Source organism: Asaia sp. HumB, assembly GCF_030263835.1.
Lineage (GTDB): Bacteria > Pseudomonadota > Alphaproteobacteria > Acetobacterales > Acetobacteraceae > Asaia > Asaia bogorensis.
In genome coordinates this window covers 2,294,723-2,310,690 of the sequence record NZ_JARPML010000002.1, presented here as the reverse complement: position 1 = coordinate 2,310,690, position 15,968 = coordinate 2,294,723, and the positions used below count along the sequence as shown (strand labels likewise).

The 15,968-nt window shown below is 60.6% G+C and carries 24 protein-coding genes; all 24 read right to left on the bottom strand.

Annotated elements, in window-relative coordinates:
• Entirely contained in the window at positions 1-186 is a 186-nt protein-coding gene (rpmD, locus tag P5689_RS11520) for a 50S ribosomal protein L30 (protein WP_023978986.1), read from the bottom strand.
• On the bottom strand, positions 179-760 hold the full coding sequence (gene rpsE, locus P5689_RS11515; RefSeq protein WP_023978987.1) for a 30S ribosomal protein S5: 582 nt from the start codon (positions 758-760) through the stop codon (positions 179-181). The genes rpmD and rpsE overlap by 8 nt, the downstream gene beginning before the upstream one ends.
• A gap of 13 nt (positions 761-773) precedes the next feature.
• A complete protein-coding gene (gene rplR / locus P5689_RS11510) occupies positions 774-1,136 on the bottom strand; it encodes a 50S ribosomal protein L18 (RefSeq protein ID WP_023978988.1) in 363 nt (120 codons plus the stop codon).
• Complete coding sequence (rplF, locus tag P5689_RS11505; protein WP_285533260.1) at positions 1,136-1,672, bottom strand: 50S ribosomal protein L6; 537 nt, start codon at positions 1,670-1,672, stop codon at positions 1,136-1,138. The genes rplR and rplF overlap by 1 nt, the downstream gene beginning before the upstream one ends.
• 10 nt (positions 1,673-1,682) lie before the next feature.
• Complete coding sequence (gene rpsH / locus P5689_RS11500; protein ID WP_023978990.1) at positions 1,683-2,081, bottom strand: 30S ribosomal protein S8; 399 nt, start codon at positions 2,079-2,081, stop codon at positions 1,683-1,685.
• A gap of 11 nt (positions 2,082-2,092) precedes the next feature.
• Positions 2,093-2,398 carry a 30S ribosomal protein S14 gene (gene rpsN, locus P5689_RS11495; RefSeq protein ID WP_023978991.1) on the bottom strand — a complete coding sequence of 102 codons (306 nt, stop codon included), beginning with the start codon at positions 2,396-2,398 and terminating at the stop codon, positions 2,093-2,095.
• A gap of 115 nt (positions 2,399-2,513) precedes the next feature.
• The gene (gene rplE, locus P5689_RS11490; protein ID WP_023978992.1) at positions 2,514-3,080 is read right to left on the bottom strand and encodes a 50S ribosomal protein L5; all 567 of its coding nucleotides are present in this window, start codon (positions 3,078-3,080) and stop codon (positions 2,514-2,516) included.
• 10 nt (positions 3,081-3,090) lie between these two features.
• Positions 3,091-3,411, bottom strand: coding sequence for a 50S ribosomal protein L24 (rplX, locus tag P5689_RS11485; protein WP_025840917.1), 321 nt, complete (start codon positions 3,409-3,411; stop codon positions 3,091-3,093).
• On the bottom strand, positions 3,411-3,779 hold the full coding sequence (rplN, locus tag P5689_RS11480; RefSeq protein ID WP_023978994.1) for a 50S ribosomal protein L14: 369 nt from the start codon (positions 3,777-3,779) through the stop codon (positions 3,411-3,413). The genes rplX and rplN overlap by 1 nt, the downstream gene beginning before the upstream one ends.
• 14 nt (positions 3,780-3,793) lie before the next feature.
• Positions 3,794-4,075 (bottom strand): 30S ribosomal protein S17, encoded by a 282-nt coding sequence (gene rpsQ / locus P5689_RS11475; protein WP_023978995.1) that lies wholly within the window; start codon positions 4,073-4,075, stop codon positions 3,794-3,796.
• Between the two features lie 13 nt (positions 4,076-4,088).
• Positions 4,089-4,322 carry a 50S ribosomal protein L29 gene (rpmC, locus tag P5689_RS11470; protein ID WP_023978996.1) on the bottom strand — a complete coding sequence of 78 codons (234 nt, stop codon included), beginning with the start codon at positions 4,320-4,322 and terminating at the stop codon, positions 4,089-4,091.
• Between the two features lie 2 nt (positions 4,323-4,324).
• The gene (rplP, locus tag P5689_RS11465; protein ID WP_023978997.1) at positions 4,325-4,741 is read right to left on the bottom strand and encodes a 50S ribosomal protein L16; all 417 of its coding nucleotides are present in this window, start codon (positions 4,739-4,741) and stop codon (positions 4,325-4,327) included.
• A 47-nt stretch (positions 4,742-4,788) separates the two neighbouring features.
• Positions 4,789-5,466, bottom strand: a complete 678-nt coding sequence (rpsC, locus tag P5689_RS11460) for a 30S ribosomal protein S3 (RefSeq protein ID WP_285533259.1) — start codon at positions 5,464-5,466, stop codon at positions 4,789-4,791.
• Between the two features lies 1 nt (position 5,467).
• Positions 5,468-5,899, bottom strand: a complete 432-nt coding sequence (gene rplV / locus P5689_RS11455) for a 50S ribosomal protein L22 (protein ID WP_023978999.1) — start codon at positions 5,897-5,899, stop codon at positions 5,468-5,470.
• A 2-nt stretch (positions 5,900-5,901) separates the two neighbouring features.
• Complete coding sequence (gene rpsS, locus P5689_RS11450; protein ID WP_023979000.1) at positions 5,902-6,180, bottom strand: 30S ribosomal protein S19; 279 nt, start codon at positions 6,178-6,180, stop codon at positions 5,902-5,904.
• Positions 6,181-6,197: 17 nt separating this feature from the next.
• Entirely contained in the window at positions 6,198-7,028 is an 831-nt protein-coding gene (gene rplB / locus P5689_RS11445; RefSeq protein ID WP_023979001.1) for a 50S ribosomal protein L2, read from the bottom strand.
• A gap of 16 nt (positions 7,029-7,044) precedes the next feature.
• A complete protein-coding gene (locus P5689_RS11440) occupies positions 7,045-7,341 on the bottom strand; it encodes a 50S ribosomal protein L23 (RefSeq protein WP_171840724.1) in 297 nt (98 codons plus the stop codon).
• Positions 7,342-7,382: 41 nt separating this feature from the next.
• Positions 7,383-7,997, bottom strand: coding sequence for a 50S ribosomal protein L4 (rplD, locus tag P5689_RS11435; RefSeq protein WP_023979003.1), 615 nt, complete (start codon positions 7,995-7,997; stop codon positions 7,383-7,385).
• A gap of 12 nt (positions 7,998-8,009) precedes the next feature.
• Positions 8,010-8,693, bottom strand: coding sequence for a 50S ribosomal protein L3 (gene rplC / locus P5689_RS11430; protein ID WP_285533258.1), 684 nt, complete (start codon positions 8,691-8,693; stop codon positions 8,010-8,012).
• A 10-nt stretch (positions 8,694-8,703) separates the two neighbouring features.
• A complete protein-coding gene (rpsJ, locus tag P5689_RS11425; protein ID WP_007282720.1) occupies positions 8,704-9,012 on the bottom strand; it encodes a 30S ribosomal protein S10 in 309 nt (102 codons plus the stop codon).
• Positions 9,013-9,135: 123 nt separating this feature from the next.
• Positions 9,136-10,326: an elongation factor Tu gene (gene tuf, locus P5689_RS11420; protein WP_023979005.1), complete on the bottom strand. Its 1,191-nt coding sequence runs from the start codon at positions 10,324-10,326 to the stop codon at positions 9,136-9,138.
• 105 nt (positions 10,327-10,431) lie between these two features.
• Positions 10,432-10,908: a 30S ribosomal protein S7 gene (gene rpsG / locus P5689_RS11415; protein WP_023979006.1), complete on the bottom strand. Its 477-nt coding sequence runs from the start codon at positions 10,906-10,908 to the stop codon at positions 10,432-10,434.
• A gap of 14 nt (positions 10,909-10,922) precedes the next feature.
• Positions 10,923-11,294, bottom strand: coding sequence for a 30S ribosomal protein S12 (gene rpsL, locus P5689_RS11410; protein ID WP_023979007.1), 372 nt, complete (start codon positions 11,292-11,294; stop codon positions 10,923-10,925).
• A 366-nt stretch (positions 11,295-11,660) separates the two neighbouring features.
• A complete protein-coding gene (rpoC, locus tag P5689_RS11405) occupies positions 11,661-15,911 on the bottom strand; it encodes a DNA-directed RNA polymerase subunit beta' (RefSeq protein ID WP_023979008.1) in 4,251 nt (1,416 codons plus the stop codon).
• Positions 15,912-15,968 lie beyond the last annotated feature (57 nt).

Here is a 15,968-nt window from a genome sequence, read left to right as displayed (position 1 = left end):
TCAACCCTCCACCTGGATGAGGTGGGCAACCTTGCGGATCATGCCGCGAACCGAAGGCGTATCCTCCAGTTCACGAACACTGCCGATGCCGCGCAGGCCCAGACCCACGAGGGTCTCAGCCTGGCCGGGCTTGCGCCCGATAGCCGAAGCGATCTGCTTGACGCGAACAGTCTTGTTCTCAGCCATTGGTCGCCTCCACTGCCTCGTCAGACGATGCATCACGCTTTGCAAACAGCTCAGAGGCCTTCTTGCCACGGCGGCTTGCGACAGCGCGGGGGCTGCTGCAACGCTCGAGAGCGGCGAAGGTCGCCTTGACCATGTTATGCGGGTTACGGGTCCCGAGGGACTTCGCAACAACGTCATTCACGCCCAGCGATTCGAAAACGGCGCGCATCGGGCCGCCTGCGATGATGCCGGTACCGGCTTCAGCTGCACGAACCACGACCTTGCCAGCACCGAAATGCCCGTAGGAATCGTGATGCAGTGTGCGGCCTTCCTTCATCGGAACGCGGATCATCGTGCGCTTGGCGCGCTCGGTGGCCTTGCGGATTGCTTCCGGCACTTCACGGGCCTTGCCCGCACCGTACCCGACGCGACCCTTCTGGTCACCAACGACAACCAGGGCAGCAAAAGCGAAGCGACGTCCACCCTTGACCACCTTGGCCACGCGGTTGATCGTTACCAGCTTGTCGACCAGATCGTCGCCTTCGCGTTCCCGCTCGCGACCACCACGGCCGCCTTCTCTTGGCTCACGTGCCATGTGTGATCCTTCCTTAGAACGAAAGGCCGCCCTCGCGGGCAGCTTCGGCCAGCGCCTTGACGCGACCATGATAGAGATACGCACCGCGATCGAACACGACCGCCGTCACGCCAGCGGCCAGAGCGCGCTCTGCAACCAGCTTGCCGACAACCGAAGCCGCATCGACATTTGCACCCGTCTTGCCGGACTCGCGAAGAGTCTTCTCGAGGGTGGAAGCGCTGGCGAGGGTAACGCCCTGGGCGTCGTCGATCACCTGTGCGTAGATGTTCTTGCCAGAACGGAAGACCGACAGACGCGGCCGGCCACCGCTCTTGCGGCGAAGCTGGAAGCGAAGCCGCTGACGGCGACGTTCCTGCAATCCATGCTGCGTAGCCATTATTTCTTCTTGCCTTCCTTACGACGGAGAACTTCGGTCTCGTAACGCACGCCCTTGCCCTTATAGGGTTCCGGCTTGCGGAAGTTACGGATGTCGAGCGCAACCTGACCAACACGCTGCTTGTCGTTCCCTTCGACCGTGATGGCCGTGGGACGAGGCGTGGTGATCTTCACGTCGGCGGGGATCGGATAGACGACGTCGTGGGAATAACCCAGGTTCATCACCAGGTTCGAACCCTGCACGCTGGCGCGGAAACCCGTACCGGTGATTTCGAGCGTCTTGCTGAAACCTTCGGAAACGCCCTTGACCAGGTTGGCGACGATTGCGCGGGTTGTGCCCCACATCGTCCAGGTCTCACGCGAACGGTTACCCACCGGAAGGATCGAAACCTTGCCGTCTTCCACCTTCGCCTGAACGAAGCGGGTCAGAGGCATGCTTAGCGAACCGCGCTTGCCCTTGGCAGTCAGGGACCCATCAGCAATGGAAACGTCCACGCCAACAGGGATGACGACCGGATACTTGCCTACTCGTGACATGTGATCCTCCTCAGAAGACGCGGCAGAGGACTTCGCCACCGACATTCGCGGCGCGAGCCTCGATATCCGAAAGGATACCGCGCGGGGTGGACAGGATCGACACGCCGAGACCGGCATACACGCGCGGCAGTTCCTTGATCTTGGAATACACGCGACGGCCCGGCTTGGACACGCGGTGGATTTCCTTGATCACGGGCTGGCCGTCTGCATATTTCAGCTCGATGCGCAGCTGGGAGACGCCGGCGCGCAGTTCTTCCGTGGTGTAGCCACGGATGTAACCTTCGCGACGCAGCGCTTCCAGAACGTTCGCACGCAGCTTGGAAGCCGGCGCGATGCAAGCCGCGTGACGTGCACGCTGGGCATTGCGAATGCGGGTGAGCATATCACCCAACGGATCGGACAGGGACATTCGCTTCTACCTTACCAGCTCGACTTGACCATACCGGGGATCTGGCCGGTGGAGGCCAGGTCGCGCAGGGCGATACGGCTCAGCTCGAACTTGCGATAGTTCGCGCGGGGACGTCCCGAAACCTTGCAGCGCAGACGGAAACGAACGCGCGACCCGTTGCGCGGCATTTCTGCCAGCTTCAGGGTTGCGTCGAAACGCTCCTCTACCGGAAGGCTCCGGTCCTTGATGATATCTTTCAACGCGGTCCGCTTCGCCTTATCGCGCGTCGCCATGTAGGCGCGCTTGGCGTTGCGGTTCACGGCGGAGATTTTTGCCATGCTAAATCTTCTCCCGGAACCTGTCGGGCCAATCCCAACGGTTTTCCAAACAGCGTGTGTATATAGGGAGCCGGGCTTCCTTTGAAAAGGAAAAAACCCGGCTCAACCCGATAAATCAGGCAGTGAAGGGCAGATCGAACGCCTTGAGCAGCGCTTTTGCCTCTTCATCGCTCTTCGCCGTGGTGACGAAGATGATGTCCATGCCGCGTACGGAGTCGATCTTATCGTAGTCGATTTCCGGGAACACGATCTGCTCCTTGATGCCCATGGCGAAGTTGCCACGACCGTCAAAGCCCTTGTTGGGGGGCAGACCGCGGAAGTCACGAATGCGCGGCATCGCGATCGTCACGAGACGATCGAGGAATTCGTACATGCGTGCGCGACGCAGGGTCACCTTACAGCCGATCGGCAGGCCTTCACGGATCTTGAACCCTGCAATTGCCTTGCGAGCAACCGTCTTGACGGGCTTCTGACCGGAGATGGCTGCCATTTCGGCAACGGCGGCATCGAGCTTCTTCTGGTCGCCGGCGGCTTCGCCCACGCCCATGTTCAGCACGATCTTTTCCAGCTTGGGAACCTGCATGGCGTTCTTGTAGCCAAACTGCTCACGCAGCTTGTCACGGAGAACGTCGTTGTAACGCTGCTGCAGGCGCGGCTGGATGCGGGTAATGGTCTCGCTCATTGTCGCCCCCTTAGCCTTCGATCACTTCGCCGGTCACCTTGGCGACACGGACCTTGCGTCCATCCTCAAGCTGGCGGAAACCGACGCGAGTCGGCTTGCCGCTCTTCGGATCAACGAGCTTCAGGTTGGACAGATGAACCGGCATTTCCTTGGCGATGATACCGCCTTCCTGGTTCATGCGGGTCGGCTTCTGGTGACGCTTAGCCACGGCAACGCCACGCACGATGGCCTTTTCGACCTTCGGCAGGACGGCCAGGACTTCGCCACGCGTGCCGCGCGACGAGCCGGAGAGGACCAGAACCTGGTCACCCTTCTTGATACGAGCAGCCATTATAGCACCTCCGGAGCCAGGGAGATGATCTTCATGAACTTGCGCGCACGCAGCTCACGAACCACCGGGCCAAAGATACGCGTGCCGATCGGTTCCATCGACTTGTTGATCAGCACAGCCGCATTCTTGTCGAAGCGGATGGCGCTGCCGTCAGCACGACGAACGGGGTAGGACGTGCGAACGATGACGGCCTGATGCACGTCACCCTTCTTCACCTTGCCGCGGGGAATCGCTTCCTTGACGGACACGACGATCACGTCGCCGACCGAGGCGGTTTTCCGCTTGGAGCCGCCCAGCACCTTGATGCACTGCACCTGACGTGCGCCGGAATTATCGGCGACGTCCAGATTGGTCTCGGGATGGATCATTTCTCAGTCCCCTCTTACGCTGACGCCTGAGCCGGTGCCGCAGCTGCTGCCTCAAGGGCCGCACCGTTGCGGGTAATCACCGTCCAGGTCTTGCGCTTGGAAATCGGAGCGCATTCTTCGATGCGCACCGTGTCTCCGATCTTGCACTCGTTCAGCTCGTCATGCGCCGCGTACTTCTTGGAACGACGAATGAACTTCTTATAGAGCGGGTGCATGATACGACGATCAACAAGAACGGTAACCGTCTTGTCCATCTTGTCGCTCGTCACTCGCCCTGTCAGGACGCGCCTTGGCATCGTCCGTCTCCTCTCAGGACTCTGCGGCGGACGTTTTTGCGCCCGCCTTGTTCTTCGATTGATGCGCCACCGTCTTGATGCGAGCAATCGCACGACGGAGAACGCGAACGCGTCCGACTCCCTCTGACTGGCCCGTGGCAGCCTGGAACCGGAGGTTCAGCTGCTCACGCTTCAGGTCCAGAAGAAGGGCCTGCAGTTCATCAGGGGATTTGGCGCGAAGATCGGCTACCTTGTAAGCGTCAGCCATTCTTATGCCTCCCCGATACGGGTGATGAACTTGGTCTTGATCGGCAGCTTCGCTGCGCCAAGAGCCAGGGCCTCACGTGCCACTTCAGGCGGCACGCCTTCGATTTCAAACAGCACGCGGCCGGGCTTCACGCGAGCCACCCAGAACTCGGGCGAGCCCTTGCCGGAGCCCATTCGGACTTCGGCAGGCTTCGTGGAAACCGGTAGATCCGGGAAAATCCGGATCCACACGCGACCGGCACGCTTCATCGCACGAGTGATCGCACGACGCGACGCCTCGATCTGGCGTGCGGTGATACGTTCGGGTTCAAGAGCCTTAAGGCCGAACGCGCCGAAATTCAACGTCGTTCCGCCCTTGGCCAACCCATGAATGCGGCCCTTGTGGGCCTTGCGAAACTTAGTCCGCTTCGGGGAAAGCATGGTGTCGTATCCTCATGCGCCTCGCGGCGCTTGTCATAATCTACTGCTCAGCGCTGCGGCGCTTGTTCCGCTGCACGACGGTCCTGAGCCATCGGATCATGGGCAAGGATTTCACCCTTGAAGATCCAGACTTTCACACCGCACGTACCATAGGTCGTCTTGGCAGTGGCGATACCGTAATCGATGTCGGCGCGCAACGTGTGAAGTGGCACGCGACCTTCGCGATACCACTCGATACGAGCGATTTCCGCACCACCGAGACGGCCGGAGCAGTTGATTCGGATACCCTGCGCGCCAAGACGCATGGCAGACTGAACCGCACGCTTCATCGCACGACGGAACGCCACGCGGCGCTCCAGCTGCTGTGCAATGTTCTCGGCAACCAGGGTTGCGTCGATTTCGGGCTTGCGGATCTCGACGATGTTCAGCGCAACGTCGCTCTTTGCCAGGCGGCTCAGATCCTTGCGCAGAGCGTCGATGTCCTGACCCTTCTTGCCGATGACGACGCCCGGACGCGCTGCATAGATCGTGACGCGCGGCTTCTTGGCCGGGCGCTCGATCACAACGCGGGAAACGCCTGCACCCGAAAGCTTGCGACGCAGGTAAGCGCGCAGCATCAGGTCTTCATGCAGCAGACGGGAATAGTCATTGCCGGCGTACCAGCGGCTATCCCAGGTGCGGTTTACGCCGAGCCGGAGCCCGATCGGATTGACTTTGTGTCCCATATCAGGCTGCCTTCTGCTCTGCTGCGTCCTTGCCCTTGCCCTTCGGCGCAGGCGCTTCGTCTGCAGCGCGCTCGGCAACGACGATCTTCAGGTGGCTGAAGAACTTCTCGATGCGCGAGGAACGACCACGGCCACGAGCGTGGAAACGCTTCATGACGATCGATTTGCCAACTTCTGCGGTCTTGACCACGAGCTGATCGACATCGAGCTGATGATTGTTCTCTGCATTGGCCACGGCGCTCTCAAGGGTCTTGCGAACCTGCTGAGCGATACGGCGACGCGAGAATGTCAGCGCTGCGATTGCCTTGTCAGCCGGCTGGTTGCGGATCATCGCCGCAACCAGGTTCAGCTTGCGCGGGCTGACGCGGATGTTGCGGGCAACAGCCTGCGCTTCCGTATCAGCGAGTGTGCGAATGTGCTTCGGCTTGCTCATGATCAGCCCCGCTTCGACTTCTTGTCGGAAGCATGACCGGGGAACGTGCGTGTCGGCGAGAACTCACCGAACTTGTGCCCGACCATGTTTTCCGTCACCTGCACCGGCAGGAACTTGTGGCCATTATAAACGCCGAACGTGAGTCCGACGAACTGCGGCAGGATGGTGGAACGACGCGACCAGATCTTGATCACCTCATTACGACCCGAAGCGCGCGACGCTTCAGCCTTGCCGAACAAGTACCCGTCAACGAACGGGCCCTTCCAGACGGAACGTGCCATCTCTGTTTGCCCCCTTCTTACTTGCCGGTCTTGCGGCGACGGATGATCAGGCTGTCCGTCTTCTTGTTAACACGAGTCTTGTAGCCCTTGGTCGGCTTGCCCCACGGCGTAACCGGATGACGGCCACCAGAGGTACGACCTTCACCACCACCATGCGGATGGTCGACCGGGTTCATGACGACGCCACGGTTATGCGGACGACGGCCGAGCCAACGGTTACGACCGGCCTTGCCGAGATGCTGGTTCATGTTGTCGGGGTTCGACACCGCGCCAACCGTGGCCATGCATTCGCCACGGACGAGACGGAGCTCACCGGACTGCAGCTTGATCTGGGCGTAGCCAGCATCCTTGCCGACCAGCTGGCAATACGTGCCAGCCGAACGGGCGATCTTGCCGCCAGCACCAGGCTTCAGCTCGATGTTGTGCACGATCGTACCGACAGGCATCGAACCCAGCGGCATGGCATTGCCCGGCTTCACGTCGGTGCGTTCGCCAGCGATAACCTGATCGCCAACCTTAACGCGCTGCGGTGCCAGGATGTATGCCAGCTCGCCGTCTTCGTACTTGATTAGCGCGATGAAGGCGGTGCGGTTCGGGTCATATTCCAGACGCTCGACCGTACCGGCCACATCGAACTTGCGACGCTTGAAGTCGACATAGCGGTAGGACTGCTTGTGCCCGCCGCCACGGAAACGCGACGTGGTACGGCCGTGGTTGTTACGGCCGCCCGTCTTGTTCTTGCCTTCGGTCAGCTGCTTGACCGGCTTGCCCTTGAAGAGCTCGCTGCGGTCGATCAGTACCGTGCCACGTGTGCTCGGCGTCGTGGGATTAAAGTGCTTGAGTGCCATGGTATCCTATCCCGCGTCAGCCCAGCTTCGCGGTGAGGTCAATGGACTGACCTTCCGCAAGCTGAACATACGCCTTCTTGATGTCCGAACGGCGACCAGGACGGCCCTTGACCATCTTGGTCTTGCCCTTCTGCACCAGCGTGTTCACGGAGACGACCTTGACGCCGAAAAGCGTCTCGACCGCAACCTTGATTTCCGGCTTCGCGGCGGTCATCGCCACGCGGAAAACAACCTGGTTACGCTCGGAGAGGGCCGTCGCCTTCTCGGTGATGAGCGGCGCGCGAACGATGTCAAACATCGCTTCACGCGTCATGCGCTGCGCCTTTGTGCGGCGCGCAAGAACGATGCCCGTGGTCATGCCAGGCGCTCCTTGAGACCCTCGAGCCCTGCGCGCGTCAGCACGAGAACATCGTGGTTCAGAATGTCATAGACGTTGGCGCCGATCGTGGGCAGCACGTCGATCTTGGGCAGGTTGCGCACAGCGCGACCGAAAGCCACATCAACGGCACCGTCGACGATCAGAGCGGAGGACCAGCCGAGGGCAGCCAGCTTTGCAGCGGCTTCACGGGTCTTGGTCACACCAGCAGCCTGGTCGATGACGATCAGCTTGCCAGCGGCAGCCTTCTGCGACAGCGCAGAAATCAGGCCGAGGCGACGCACCTTCTTGGGCAGGTCATAGCCGTGGTCGCGAACGACCGGACCATGAACAACGCCACCAGTGCGGAACTGCGGTGCGCGCAGCGAGCCCTGACGTGCCGAGCCTGTGCCCTTCTGGCGGTACGGCTTCTTGGTCGTGCCAGAAATCTCGCCCATGCCCTTGGTGCGGTGCGTACCGGCGCGGCGCTTGGCCAGCTGCCAGTGAACAACGCGTGCCATGATGTCCGCGCGCGGGGTCGCGCCGAACAGTTCCTCTGGCAGGGTCACCGTTCCGGCGCTGCCATTATCGAGGGTTTTGATATCGTATTCCATCGCCCTCAGTCCTTAACCGGCGGCCGCCGCAGTCGCTGCCGGGTACGGCGCATCTGCATGGCGGGCCTTCTTGATCGCATCGCGGATCATCACCAGGCCATTCTTGGCACCCGGAATCGAACCACGAACCATGATCAGGTTGCGTTCGGCGTCGACGGCTGCCACTTCGAGATTAAGCGTTGTGATGCGCTCGTCACCCATGTGACCGGCCATTTTCTTGCCCTTGAAGACCTTGCCCGGATCCTGGCGCTGACCCGTCGAACCATGCGAACGATGGCTGATGGACACGCCGTGGGAGGCTTCAAGACCAGCGAAGTTCCAGCGCTTCATGACGCCGGCGAAGCCTTTGCCCTTGCTGGTGCCGGTGACGTCGACCTTCTGGCCAACGACGAAATGGGCCGCAGAGAGCTTCGTGCCAGCCTCAAGCACGGCATCTTCTGCCACGCGAAACTCGACAAGATTCTTCTTCGGCTCCACCTTGGTGCGAGCATAATGGCCACGCATGGGCTTGGTGACGTTCTTCACCTTTGCCTTGCTCATGCCGATCTGCACTGCCGTGTAGCCATCACGCTCCTGCGTGCGGGCGTCCACAACCTCGACCTCGTCGAGATGCAGCACTGTGACCGGCACATGTGTGCCATCTTCCTTGAACAGCCGGGTCATACCCAGCTTTTTTGCGATCAATCCGGTACGCATCGTCTGGACCTTAAAGTTTGATCTCGACATCAACGCCAGCGGCGAGGTCGAGCTTCATGAGGGCGTCCACGGTCTGCGGTGTCGGCTCAACAATGTCGAGCAGGCGGCGATGAGTCCGAATCTCGAACTGCTCGCGGCTTTTCTTGTCCACATGTGGGGAACGGTTCACGGTGAACCGCTCGATATGCGTCGGTAGCGGGATAGGACCCCGAACCCGCGCACCCGTACGCTTCGCCGTGTTTACGATTTCCTTCGTGCTGTTGTCGAGCACGCGGTGATCGTACGCCTTTAGGCGAATGCGGATGTTCTGGTTGTCCATCTTACCAATAATCCAACTCGTTGGGGTTCGGGTCTTACCCTGCTCCCTCCTGGCCCCTCCTAAAGCCGACCCCGGCCGGATTACTCCGACCGGGGCCAGCCAAATCAGGGCCCGTGCTTACAATCAGGCGCTGATCGAGGAGACCACGCCTGCGCCGACGGTGCGGCCGCCTTCACGGATAGCGAAGCGGAGACCTTCGTCCATGGCGATCGGAGCAATCAGCTCGACGTCCATGGCAACGTTATCGCCCGGCATGACCATTTCCGTGCCTTCCGGCAGCTGAACGACGCCCGTGACGTCGGTCGTGCGGAAATAGAACTGCGGACGGTAGTTTGTAAAGAACGGAGTGTGACGTCCGCCTTCTTCCTTCGTGAGGATGTAAGCCTCAGCCTTGAACTTCTTGTGCGGGGTGATCGAACCCGGCTTTGCAAGAACCTGACCGCGCTCAACGTCTTCACGCTTCGTGCCACGAACCAGCGCACCGATGTTGTCACCGGCTTCACCGCGATCGAGCAGCTTGCGGAACATCTCGACGCCCGTAACGGTCGTCTTGACGGTGTCCTTGAGGCCGACGATTTCGACTTCGTCACCCACGTTCACAACGCCACGCTCGACGCGACCCGTGACAACCGTACCACGACCCGAGATCGAGAACACGTCTTCGATCGGCATCAGGAACGGACGGTCAACCGGACGCTCCGGCTGCGGGATGTAGGTGTCAACGGCTTCCATCAGCTCGAGCACGCGGTCTTCACCGATTGCTGCGTCGCCGTCTTCAAGCGTCACCAGAGCCGAACCCTTGACGATGGGGATATCGTCGCCGGGGAACTGGTAGGACGACAGAAGCTCACGGACTTCCATTTCGACGAGCTCGAGGAGCTCGGCGTCGTCAACCTGGTCAACCTTGTTCAGGAACACGACCAGCGCCGGAACGCCAACCTGGCGAGCAAGCAGGATGTGCTCACGCGTCTGGGGCATCGGGCCGTCAGCAGCGGACACAACCAGAATCGCGCCGTCCATCTGGGCGGCACCCGTGATCATGTTCTTGACGTAGTCAGCATGGCCCGGGCAGTCGACGTGGGCGTAGTGACGGTTCTTGGTCTCGTACTCAACGTGAGCGGTGGAGATCGTAATGCCGCGAGCGCGCTCTTCAGGAGCAGCGTCGATCTGGTCATACGCACGGAAGGTCGCGCCGCCGGACTTGGCGAGCGTCTTCGTGATTGCAGCCGTCAGTGAAGTCTTGCCATGGTCAACGTGACCGATGGTGCCGATGTTGCAGTGCGGCTTCGTCCGCTCAAATTTAGCCTTAGCCATCATTCTCTCCATAACCCACCGCCGAAGGTGCGGCGGGGAAGATTGCTAATTCGTACCAGGCACCCCCGAAGGAGGCACCCGGGAAAATCGGTTAGCCTTTTAAGCTTACCAACGATAGTGGCTGAATGCTTTATTTGCTTCAGCCATGCGATGCGTGTCTTCGCGCTTCTTGACGGCGGAGCCGCGATTGTTGATCGCGTCCATCAGCTCGTTGGAAAGGCGTTCCTGCATCGTGTTCTCACCGCGCTTGCGCGAGGCGTCGATCAGCCAGCGGATGGCGAGGGCCTGACGGCGCTCGGCACGGACTTCGACGGGGACCTGATAGGTCGCACCGCCGACGCGGCGGGAGCGAACCTCTACGGCCGGCTTCACGTTGTCCAGAGCCGCATGAAACATGGCGACCGGGTCGGCCGTGGCACCACCACGACGACGCACGGACTCAAGCGCACCGTAAACGATACCCTCGGCTGTGGACTTCTTACCATCGTACATCAGGGCGTTCATAAAACGCGTGATGACGACATCTCCGAATTTCGGATCGGGAAGGATCTCACGCTTTACAGCGCGATGACGGCGACTCATGCCTGAATTTCCTCTTACTTCGGACGCTTCGCGCCATACAGCGAACGGCGCTGACGACGCTTGGCGATGCCCTGCGTGTCAAGCACGCCGCGCAGGATGTGATAACGCACACCCGGCAAATCTTTTACACGGCCGCCGCGGATCAGCACGACGCTGTGTTCCTGCAGGTTATGGCCTTCACCCGGAATGTAGCTAACGACCTCATACCCGTTGGTCAGGCGCACCTTTGCCACCTTACGCAGGGCCGAGTTCGGCTTTTTCGGGGTAACCGTATAGACGCGCGTGCAGACGCCGCGCTTCTGGGGGCAACCCTGGAGGGCCGGCACTTTATTCCGCTTGGCGGCAGGCTCACGGCCCTTGGCGATCAACTGGTTGATGGTCGGCATACGCCCTTCCCGATCCTTGCTCACTGCTAGACCGAGCGACGCCCGATCTGCTTGCTTCCAACAAAATTCAGCGCGCGGCAGAATGCCGCCCGCTTTTGACTCTTTCACTACCGGCCTGAGCCTCACCCGAAGGCGGCGGCACCGTTAGCGTTTGATGCTGTCTATCAACGGCTCAGACGCCTTAGGAGACGGGGGTAGCCGAGGGCGCGGACCCTATGACCGTTCTGAATGAAAGTCAAGCATACTCTAGCGTTCTGCCCGATTCTCGTCCGATTCCCGTCTCGAATCGCCGGATACGAAATCGGGCGGGTATTACCCCGCCCGATCTCAAACGTAAACTAGTTTTTCCCAGGCTACAGCGGGGTCTTACTCCGCTGCGTCGTCCGTTACCTCGGGAGTTGCCCGGCTGACACGCTGACGATCCTGAGAGGCCGCCATAGCGCGCAGCTTGTTCATCACGCTGCCCGTACCTGCGGGGATCAGACGCCCGACAATCACGTTCTCCTTCAGGCCGTTCAGTGTGTCGACCTTGCCGGCTGTTGCCGCTTCGGTCAGCACACGTGTGGTCTCCTGGAAGGAAGCCGCAGAGATGAACGACTGTGTCTGCAAAGAGGCCTTCGTGATGCCCTGCAGGATGGGCATGCCGCGCGCAGGCTCCTCACCCATCTTGACGCGCTTCTCGTTCTCGACCTCGAACTCGATGCGGTCCACTGTCTCGCCGATCAGATACGTCGTATCGCCCGGCTCGAGGATTTCCACCTTCTGCAGCATCTGACGAACAATGACTTCGATGTGCTTGTCATTGATCTTCACGCCCTGCAGTCGATAGACGTCCTGGATCTCGTTGACGAGATAATCGGACAGTGCCTCGACGCCCATGACCTTGAGAATGTCATGCGGCACGCGCGGACCGTCGACCAGCGGATCGCCCTTCTGCACGAAGTCGCCTTCCTGCACCGACACATGCTTGCCCTTGGGAATGAGGTAGTTGGTCTCTTCCCCGGTCTCGTCGTTCTTCACGATGATGCAGCGCTTGGACTTATAGTCCTTGCCGATCTCGATCCGGCCTTCGGTTTCCGCGATGATCGCGTGATCCTTCGGGCGACGGGCTTCAAACAGTTCGGCCACGCGCGGCAGACCACCCGTAATGTCACGGGTCTTCGAACCTTCACGCGGGATACGGGCCAGCACGTCACCGGCATGGACCGTGGCGCCATTCTCGATCGACAGCAGCGAGTCGGGCGACAGGAAGTACCGTGCCTCGTTGCCGTTCGCGAGTCGGACCACATTGCCCGCCGCATCCTTGAGCTGCAGGCGCGGACGCAGGTCCACACCCTTGCTGCCCTGCTTGTAGTCAACGACCACCTTGGAGGTCAGGCCCGTCACTTCGTCCATACGTTCGACGAGCGTGATGGAGTCGATCAGGTCGAGATATTCGACCGTACCGGCCTGCTCGGTGATGATCGGCAGGGTGTAGGGGTCCCACTCGGCCATTTTCAGACCGCGCGTGACTTCCTGGCCCTCATTGACCATTAGGCGGGCACCATAAGGCACGCGGTAACGTGCGCGCTCGACACCCTTCTCGTCCGTCAGCAGGATTTCGCAGTTGCGCGACATCACGATGGTGACGTTCTGGCTGTTCTGGACCACGTTGCGGTTGCGGATGGTCACCTTGCCGTCACGCGACGCCTCGACCATCGACTGCTCTGCACCACGCGTAGCCGCACCACCGATATGGAAGGTGCGCATCGTCAGCTGCGTGCCGGGCTCACCGATGGACTGTGCAGCGATAACGCCCACGGCCTCACCGATATTGACCGGCGTACCGCGTGCAAGGTCGCGGCCATAGCAGTGACCACACACACCAACACGGCTGTCACAGGTGAGCACCGAGCGGATCAGGACGCTTTCAACGCCTGCCTTCTCGATGATCTCTGCCTCGGCTTCCTCGATCAGCGTGTTGCGCGGGAAGAGAACCGCACCGCTCACCGGATCGGTGACGTCAGCCGTGAGAGTACGACCCAGGATACGCTCGGAAAGCGAGGAGATCACCTCACCGCTATCCATGACCGCACGGATCGTCAGACCACGCTCGGTGCCGCAATCGTTCTCGACGATGATGCAATCCTGCGCCACGTCGACAAGGCGACGCGTGAGGTAACCGGAGTTCGCCGTCTTCAGAGCCGTATCCGCGAGACCCTTACGGGCACCGTGGGTGGAGGTGAAGTAATCGAGAACCGAAAGGCCTTCCTTGAAGTTCGCGATGATCGGCTGCTCGATGATCTCGCCCGACGGCTTGGCCATCAGACCACGCATACCGGCAAGCTGCTTCATCTGGGCTGGCGACCCACGCGCACCGGAGTGGCTCATCATCCAGACCGAGTTCGTCGGCTTGCCGATAACCTGGCGGGAAATTTCCTTCATCATCGCTGCCTGGACTTCGTCCGTGCAACGCGACCAGGCATCAACCACCTTGTTATAGCGCTCGCCAGCCGTGATCAGACCGTCCTGATACTGCTGCTCGAATTCCTTGATCTCGGCCTGCGTACGCTCGACCAGCTCCTGCTTCTCAACCGGGATGATCATGTCATCCTTGCCGAAGGAGATACCGGCGCGCGCGGCGTGGCGGAAACCGAGGCCCATGAGACGGTCACAGAAAATGACCGCTTCCTTCTGGCCGCAGTGACGGTACACGGCGTCAATCACGTCCGACACGTTCTTCTTGGTCAGCTGCTTGTTGACCAGCGAGAACGGGATGGCGGCATTGCGCGGCAGGATCTGCGCGATCAGCGCACGGCCCGGCGTGGTCAGCATGGTCTGACGAACGGGCTTGCCGTCGGCATCCAGCGTATCCATGCGCAGACGGATCTTGTCGTGCAGCTTGAGCGTGCCCTCGTTCATGGCGAGCTCGATCTCGGCCACCGATGCATAGGCAGACGGACCAGCCTTAACGAGACGCCCTTGTGCATCATACTCGGCCTGATCCGGCGTCGTGTGATACTCGGGAACCTCGAGGCTCAGATAGTACAGGCCAAGCACGATGTCCTGCGACGGCACGATGATCGGCTTGCCGTTCGCAGGGCTGAGGATGTTGTTGGTCGACATCATCAGCACGCGGGCTTCAAGCTGGGCTTCGAGCGACAGCGGCACGTGAACAGCCATCTGGTCGCCGTCGAAGTCGGCGTTGAACGCAGTACAGACCAGCGGGTGCAGCTGGATCGCCTTGCCTTCGATCAGCACGGGCTCGAAAGCCTGGATGCCGAGACGGTGAAGGGTCGGGGCGCGGTTCAGCATCACGGGATGCTCGCGGATGACCTCTTCAAGGATGTCCCAGACCTCCGGACGCTCCTTCTCCACCATGCGCTTTGCAGCCTTGATGGTGGTGGCGTGACCGTATTTTTCGAGCTTGCTGTAGATGAAGGGCTTGAACAGCTCGAGCGCCATCTTCTTCGGCAGGCCGCACTGATGCAGCTTCAGCTCGGGTCCGACCACGATGACCGAACGGCCCGAATAGTCAACGCGCTTGCCGAGAAGGTTCTGACGGAAGCGGCCCTGCTTGCCTTTCAGCATGTCGGAAAGCGACTTCAGCGGGCGCTTGTTGGCACCCGTGATGGCGCGACCACGACGGCCGTTATCGAACAGCGCGTCAACGGCTTCCTGAAGCATGCGCTTTTCGTTGCGGACGATGATGTCCGGTGCACGCAGCTCGATCAGGCGCTTGAGTCGGTTGTTACGGTTGATCACGCGGCGATAGAGATCGTTCAGATCGGACGTCGCGAAACGACCGCCGTCCAGCGGCACAAGCGGGCGCAACTCGGGCGGAATGACCGGGACGAGGTCGAGAATCATCCATTCCGGGCGTGAACCGCTCTCGGCGAAGGCTTCGAACAGCTTCAGACGCTTGACGAGCTTCTTGCGCTTGGCTTCCGACGTGGCTTCACGCAGGTCTTCACGCAGGAGATCGCCGTCAGACTTGTCCTGATCACGACCGTCACGGTCGATCAGGCCCGGGCGATCGGTTTCGGTGGAAAGCAGACGCGCCTTCCACAGGATCTTCTTGACCGCTTCGGCGCCGATACCGACTTCCAGGCCTTCATCAGCATAGTCGTCCATCGCGTCGAAATACTGGTCTTCCGACAGCAGCGAATAGCGCTTGAACGGGCTCGTGCCGGATTCGAGAACGATATAGCTCTCGAAATACAGAACCTTTTCGAGGTCCTTCAGCGTGATGTCGATCATCGTCGCGATGCGGCTCGGCAGCGACTTCAGGAACCAGATATGCGCAACCGGCGATGCCAGTTCGATATGGCCCATACGCTCGCGGCGAACCTTGGCGAGCGTGACTTCCACGCCGCACTTTTCGCATACGATGCCGCGGAACTTCATGCGCTTGTACTTGCCGCACAGGCACTCATAGTCCTTGATCGGGCCAAAGATACGCGCACAGAACAGGCCGTCGCGCTCGGGCTTGAACGTACGGTAGTTGATGGTCTCCGGCTTCTTGATCTCGCCGTAAGACCAGGAGCGGATCTGCTCGGATGAAGCGAGCTGGATTTTGATCTGGTCGAAAGACTGGGTCTGGCCCGTCTGACCAAGGATCTTCATGAGTTCGTTCATGCGCCGAAATCCCATTTCACGGAGCGGGCCGGAAGACCGGCCGCGCCCGCGTTAGCA